The sequence below is a fragment of the Mesorhizobium sp. M5C.F.Cr.IN.023.01.1.1 genome, from assembly GCF_003997585.1.
Classification (GTDB): Bacteria; Pseudomonadota; Alphaproteobacteria; order Rhizobiales; family Rhizobiaceae; genus Mesorhizobium; species Mesorhizobium wenxiniae.
Map to the genome: position 1 here is coordinate 66,998 of NZ_RZSU01000028.1, position 7,053 is coordinate 74,050.

The 7,053-nt window shown below is 53.8% G+C and carries 5 protein-coding genes; all 5 read right to left on the minus strand.

Going from position 1 to position 7,053, the window contains the following annotated elements:
- Position 1 precedes the first annotated feature (1 nt).
- Entirely contained in the window at positions 2-907 is a 906-nt protein-coding gene (gene cysD, locus EOA78_RS14135) for a sulfate adenylyltransferase subunit CysD (RefSeq protein ID WP_127315658.1), read from the minus strand.
- 436 nt (positions 908-1,343) lie between these two features.
- Positions 1,344-2,663, minus strand: coding sequence for an O-antigen ligase family protein (locus tag EOA78_RS14140; protein ID WP_127315659.1), 1,320 nt, complete (start codon positions 2,661-2,663; stop codon positions 1,344-1,346).
- Positions 2,660-3,919, minus strand: coding sequence for a tetratricopeptide repeat protein (locus EOA78_RS14145; RefSeq protein ID WP_127315660.1), 1,260 nt, complete (start codon positions 3,917-3,919; stop codon positions 2,660-2,662). Before EOA78_RS14145 ends, EOA78_RS14140 begins: the two co-directional genes overlap by 4 nt.
- Complete coding sequence (locus EOA78_RS14150; RefSeq protein ID WP_127315661.1) at positions 3,807-6,185, minus strand: polysaccharide biosynthesis tyrosine autokinase; 2,379 nt, start codon at positions 6,183-6,185, stop codon at positions 3,807-3,809. Before EOA78_RS14150 ends, EOA78_RS14145 begins: the two co-directional genes overlap by 113 nt.
- 49 nt (positions 6,186-6,234) lie before the next feature.
- The coding region (locus tag EOA78_RS14155; protein WP_245477496.1) for a polysaccharide biosynthesis/export family protein at positions 6,235-7,053 on the minus strand (819 nt) is incomplete at its 5' end.

Sequence of the window (7,053 nt, forward strand, 5' to 3'; positions counted from 1 at the left end):
CTCAGAAGTACCCCTCGCGCTTCTTCTTTTCCATCGAACCGGCTTCATCACGGTCGATCAGGCGGCCCTGCCGTTCGGAGGTGCGCGCCGTGAGCATTTCGCCGACAATGGCCTCCAGCGTATCGGCGTCGGACTCGATCGCACCGGTCAGCGGATAGCAGCCGAGCGTGCGGAACCGCACCAGCCGGTTCTCCACTGTTTCGCCCGGGCGCAATTCCATACGGTCGTCATCCCTCAGAATGAGCATGCCGTCGCGTTCGACGACCGGCCGCTCCTTGGCGAAATAGAGCGGCACGATCGGGATGTCTTCCTGGAGAATGTACTGCCAGATATCGAGTTCGGTCCAGTTCGACAACGGAAAGACCCGGATCGATTCACCGGTCGCAATGCGGGTGTTGAATATCTTCCACATCTCCGGCCGCTGGTTCTTCGGATCCCATACGTGCTGGGCGTTGCGGAAAGAGAAGATCCGCTCCTTGGCGCGCGACTTCTCCTCGTCGCGCCGCGCCCCGCCGAAGGCTGCATCGAAGCCGTATTTGTCAAGCGCCTGCCGCAGCGCCACGGTCTTCATCACATGCGTATGTGTATTGGAGCCATGGTCGAAGGGATTGATGTTGTCGCGCACACCATCGCCGTTGACGTGGACAAGGAGATCGAAGCCGAGCTTTTGCGCCATCTGATCGCGAAAGGCGATCATCTCGCGGAACTTCCAGGTCGTGTCGACGTGGAGAAAGGGAAAGGGCGGCTTGGCGGGATAAAACGCCTTCATCGCAAGATGCATCAGCACGGAGGAATCCTTGCCGACCGAATAGAGCATAACCGGCTTGGCGAAGGCCGCCGCTACCTCGCGAAAGATATGGATCGATTCAGCCTCGAGCCGCTGAAGGTGCGTAAGCGCGATGTTCATGGACTGTAAGCGTTCTCTCGTGCCAATCCAGACCTTGCATCGATGCATCAGGCGCAATTTTCAGCGGCCCGGTTCAAGCTTCACTTCTGGACAATCTTGTTTTGTGCAGGCGTTCTAGCAGATCGCTATCGTTTATAACAATGCAAGACAGGCCTGCCCTGGAGTGGTTCGGGAATGAATTTTCCACGCAGGGGCGAGAACCCGGAAATTCCTGCTCAACGGGCTGATGGGCTTGGTGGCCCAAGAATATTCCTGGAGGGGCCGAGATCACCGCCAACTCGGCTACACTTCCTGCGGGTACGAGTGGTGGCCTGTGGTTTACGAGTGGTGGATTGAGCAGCACTGTCGATTTTGATGGCAGCCCCCGGTCCCTAGAATATAGGAGAGCGACCCGTCGGTCGCGAACGGCAGCTCGCAGAGCCGTCGCCAAGAGGCGCTACGACGAAGTTCCGATGGGAACAAACAACTTGTCACCGTTATGGTCGATCTCGATCAATTCGTTCTTCTGGGCCAAACGGTCTGCAAATCCTTTGTGGAAGATAATGGCGTTCATATAGGCAAACGTCATTGCAAGCGCTTCGGTCCGCAATGGATAATCGACGAGTGAATGGATGAGAAGGAAAGATACCGAGAGGAAAGCAGCCTTTTGAAGTGGATCTCGGCGAATTCTGACAAGCCCCGCAAGAAGTAATATGAAATAAAACATCATCAATAGAATTGCAATAACCCCACCCTCGAAGGCTATTTCAAGGTAATCGTTGTGGGCATGATTAACATATTGCTTGAAAATCATCCCTTCCTTTTCATATATCTGATAGGCCTTCTGAAAATTCCCAAATCCAACGCCAGTAGCCAAATTCTCCTTGATTCCCTCAATAGTGGTGCGCGCAAATTCTCCTCGCCCAAAATCCGGATCAACCACTTCGGCATCGATCCGAGTCCACGCGCCTATCGTATAGACCGAGAGCCCTATGAAAATCGCGAGGATGCTCAATCCACTCACCCTCGAACGCGCTGAAAGAAAGACTATGGATAGTACGGTGATCGCTAATCCGATCAGGACGCCGGCACGCGAACCGACGGCCAAAAGGAGCAGCAAAAGCGTGGCCAGCCCGAGCGATCCGGACAAAAGATGTCCTCGGAACAGACCATAATAAGCGACAAAGGGGATAGAAACAAAAAGTAATGCCGCAAAATGATTCTCGTTGGCAAAAAGCCCGGCATTGATCGTGAATGGCAACAATCCCTCTATGGCAATGTCGTCAGAGAGCGAATATTGAATCGCTCCCGCTAACCCATTGCAGATAACTCCCATAAAAAAGAAAGGCAGAAGCCCTTGAACCTGCTCGGTGCGCAAACGCAATACGCTCAAGAAAAACGCGGCTGACGCCACCAGATACAACAGACATTCGATCGTCCGTCCGACTCCGACGCTGACGAAGCGAAATCTGCTCTGTCCCGCCAGCCATGAATCTCCGAGCAACAGCTCCGGCCGCAACCCGTTGAATATGGCCGCAGGCAACGGAACGATTTGTAAAATCACCAACGCCACAGCGAAGATAAGCAGCCACAGAATTGAATACGGGATTCTTTGGCCAGGGGTCTGTGAAAAGACAGCCGCCGCCGTGATGATTGCCGCGACCTCAATCAGCGTATCCGTATAGAGGCCGCTTGCAGTCCCCCCGCCGATCAGCAGCGATATAAACAGAACCGATCCAAGGAGATATTTATCCCATTCCGATAGCCGGTCGCTCAAGATGAAAGTCTCTCGATGCTCACTTTGTGCATTACCAACGTACCGACGTAGCGAAATCGCCAGCTCTCAGCAATGGCGGCCGTCTCCAGCCGTAACAATTGCATGGGGCACCCAGCCGGTCCAACCGAAAAATCCTGACTCAGGGCCTGACGATTGTATGTACCCTCGGGAATATTGAACCGCGCTATTTCCCCAGATGGACCCAAGCACCTGATCGACCAGAATAATCCCTTTGGAAGTTTCAGGTTCCTTGCGGAGGCATTCAGAGAGATCTTGTAAGAACCTGGAGGGAGTCCAATATACTGCTGAAGAGAAGCCTTCTTGACGGGCGTGTTCAGGAAGCGAATCGTCGCACCACCCTCACCTGCGACCGCATCCTGAGATGTTACAAAGGTAACTTCCAAACCTGACGGCTCGCCGACTTGCCAATCGAAAGGTTTACCACTGGGTACCGGTTCAAAGGTACTGTTGAAAATGTATCCGCCCAACTTCCGTTCCTGATCAGACAGGCTGAAAAGAAACAACCGATACGCCTGTTCAAATTTCTTCTGACGAATATGTTCGTGGATCACCCGGGACAATTCGCTCGAGTTTGGCGGCGCGCTTGATCCCGTCAAATCAAGCAGCAGCCGATTTGCGAAATCGAGCCCCTCGGGGGTTTTGCCAAGCGCGACGAACAGACTTGCTCTCCAAGGTGCCTCCGCCCTGATGGCTGCCAGAACGGCCTGGTATCCTTCGGGGCTTGAGAGGATTGTCGGCAGGCCCTCGGCGATAGCCGGAAATCGATCTGGCCATCGCCGTAGCAATATATCGATCTCGCCGACAGCCTTTGACAGATCGCCGGTCTCGATCGAGTGGCCAATGGACCTCTGGAGCGCGTGGATTTCGGTCTTGGATAACTTTCGAGCTTGATCGAAGAAGTCATAGGCTTCTTCTTTTTTGCCCTGTCGGTATTTGATCTCGCCAATCAGGCTGTAGAGACGCGCATCTGCCACGTCAAAGCGAAGCGCGCCTTCGGCCTTGGCGAGCAATGCATCGAAATCGGGAGTGTTGCTTGTATCGTTCAGGTCGCCGGTTATCCCGCCTATCAAGGCATTGACGTTCAACGGATCCAGCGCGAGGGAAACGGCCGGCGTTTCAGTTTCAAGAAACCGACTTAGCCCGATCGACGAAGCCGCCAACACTAGAGCGGATGCGACGAACCAAACGCCTGAACGCCGGAGATTTCGCAAAAGCGGGCTGGTCTGCTCCGTCATCGACTTTGCCCTCAATTTTCGGGGTGCTCGTGCCGTAGTCGTAATACTGGTAATTCATGTACTTATAGGCGTAATTGTAATCGAACTTGTTCACCGCAAACTTCGACATCGCGGCTCCCACCACGTTCGCGCCGGCAGCTCGCAGACGTTTCAACGCCGTCTTCGCCGACTTGCGTGTGACCTGATTGGTTGAAATGACCATCAATGTGCCCTCCGCAAGCCGGCTGAGGATGGGTGCATCTGAAAGGCCGACGACCGGCGGGGCATCAATTATGACAAGATCAAAGCGCTTGCCGAGATTGGTAACGATCAGTGCCATCTTCGGCGAAGAGAGCAGGTCAGCAGGGTTGGGCGGGATCGTTCCGGAGGTCAGGACGGTCACGTTAGGATATTTCGTCGCCCTGAAAATGCTCGCCAGATCCTCCTTCCGGACGGTGTTTGTCAGGAGATTGCTCAGTCCGATTGTGTTGTCGAGACCAAATAGCCTATGAAGATTCGGCTTTCGAAGATCGCCGTCAACAATGAGAACTCTTGCACCGAGCGCTGCAAAGTCCTGCCCGAGCTTGAACGAGGTGGTCGACTTGCCTTCCGACGGCTCCGAACTCGTGACCAGCAATGATCGCGGCGCACCTTCGGCGCCGGAGAACTGCAACGAGGTTCGAAGCGAACGGTAGGCTTCGGACAATCCTGATTTCTGGTCGGCAATACTGCCTATGAGTTCCCGATCATCGACTAGCGGCAAGATGCCGAGCATCGCCAATCCCAACTCCTTCTCGATCTGCTCAGGATTGGTAAAGGTGTTGTTCAACAACTCGATGATGTAAATAATTGATGCGCTCAGAGCCAAGAAAAGAGCCAAGGCGACCGCAAGATTGATGCTCAGGCGCGGAGAATAAGGATTATTAGGCTGTGTCGCGAAATCGACGATTGCCGCGCTTTGTGTCTTGAGTTCAGAGCTGACGCCGACCTCGTTCAGCTTGGCAATAAGATTATCATACTGCGACCTATTCGAATCAACGTCGCGCTTCAGGATCGTGTACTTGATATTTTTATCGTTGAAGATAACCTGCTGCTTCTCCATCTCGGCAAGTTTTGACCTGAGGTCGGCCTCCTTGTTCTGAGCCTCCTGGTATTTCTGCCGCAACGAATCGGTTATAGTTAAAACGCCATTGTTATAAAGCCGTTGCAGCTCCTTGATCTGCGCCTGAAGCTGCTGCATTTCTGGAAAGCCAGGCTTCAATATGCCTAGTTTCTGCTGATACTGGCTGGTCAAATCCGCCAGTTTATCGGTGATCTTCTGCAGGCCTTCGCTTTCCAAGACCGGACCAAGACTCGCCCCGCGACCTTTGTCTATCTGGTCCACCATTCGTCCGGCATCGAGACGTTCCTGGATTGCCGTCGCGAGGGCGGTGTTCAGGGCCTCGATATTCGATCCAATCAGCGATTTGTCGTCGCCGGTTATCGTAATGCCAACATCCTTTGCATAAGCGACCAGATCCTCTTCGGATTTCTGAAGCTTTTGCTTTACCTGCAGAACCTGTTCCTGGATGAATTGCCGTGCCAGGTCGGAAGTCTCGCTGGTCTGATCGAGGCGTTGATCGATAAAGCTTTGTGCGACCTGATTGGCGATGTCACTTGCATATTTCGGGTTCTGGTCGGCAAACGCAATCGACAGCAGGCTTGTGTTGGTGACAAGAGTGACCGTGAGGTCTTTCATAACGCGACCGATAGCGATCTTCTCACGTTGCTCCGGGGTTTTCTCTTCTATGGAAGGCGATTTTGAAATTCCGAACGCACGATAGAAAATGTTGCTAAGCGAGAAGTTCGGAGTCGGAAACAGAAAATCCGGCTTTTCGCTGAGGCCCAGTTGGAACACCACTCGTTGCGCCAATGCACGGCTTTTGAGCTTTTCACGGGCAGTTTGAAAGGCCCGCAGGTCGCTGCTTTCAGAAACCACCTCAATGTCCTGGAAAACCTTGGCCGAAGGAACCAACACTTCCAATTGCGTTGTGGCCAGATATTTTGGTGTCTGCATCATTGTAACGATGGCGCCAGCAACCAGCCCGGCTGCTGCCATCATGACGATCAGCCACCGATACTGGACAACGTAAAACAGCAGCCTGAGCGGATTGAACCGCTCATCCTGCTCCGAATAATCGCGGCCATACGCGCTATAGTTTTGCGCACCGTCATAATACAGGTCGGGAGACAAGGCTTGGCCATGTCCTGGGCCTGCAATTTGATGCTGCCTGTTACGATCGAGCATAGCGCTAGATTATCCTAGGTTGCCTGTGTTTTGGCTGAACGGAAAGCATCTATGGAACCAGCACACCAATTCGGGCTGCACTCGAGGCAACACCGAGGGCGTCCTTGAGATTGTTCAGCGCTATTTTCGATTTCGAGGCGAAGACGACAATCTTGTCGCCACCATAGATGCGTGGATTGGAGCTTTTGCCCGCACGAATCTGCTCCACATTGTAATTTGCGACCAAAGTATTTTGGCCGACGTTGCGATATACAAAGACTTTTTTCGCATCGCCAACGGCATTGAACCCGCCAGCAAGGGCGATCGCATCGATGAGAGAAGAATTGCTCGACACCGGAAAGATGCCGGCCCTGGTGACTTCGCCGTCGACGGTAATGCGCTGTCCGATAGATTCCTTGACGTAGACCGATACATCGGGCGACTGCAGATAGTTGGCGCCGTAGGCCGTTTCGATTTCCTGCTCCAGCTGGCGGACGGTCTTTCCTGCCGCGGTGACGGTCCCGATTAGTGGAAGCGAAATCTGCCCGCCGGCGTCGACTTGAACGGTTCTGTTCAGATTGTCGACCTGGAACACATTCACATCGAGCACGTCGTTCGGAGACAAAGGCTGCTCGCTGCCGTTCTGCGTATTTTGCGGTGCAGGCAGGTCCTTTACGACCTGCAGAGCACCGCCGCCCGAAAGCGACGCCGACGTTGATGCCAGTTGCAGCGCATCGACCGAAGTCGGCGAAGATGATGTCGTCGACGAGGTGCTGGTGCAGGCAGACATCGCGAGTGAACCGAGCAAGACACATATCGTGCCCGTATAGCTTTTTGCGAAATGAAAAACGCCCATCACGCGGTCCCGCCCTTCAACAAACGACCCAAC

What these genes read in the sequence shown, in the direction of transcription:
- EOA78_RS14145 (WP_127315660.1), bottom strand. Translation starts at nt 3,919, where the DNA reads ATGACGGAGCAGACCAGCCCGCTTTTGCGAAATCTCCGGCGTTCAGGC.
- EOA78_RS14150 (WP_127315661.1), bottom strand. Translation starts at nt 6,185, where the DNA reads ATGCTCGATCGTAACAGGCAGCATCAAATTGCAGGCCCAGGACATGGC.
- cysD (WP_127315658.1), bottom strand. Translation starts at nt 907, where the DNA reads ATGAACATCGCGCTTACGCACCTTCAGCGGCTCGAGGCTGAATCGATC.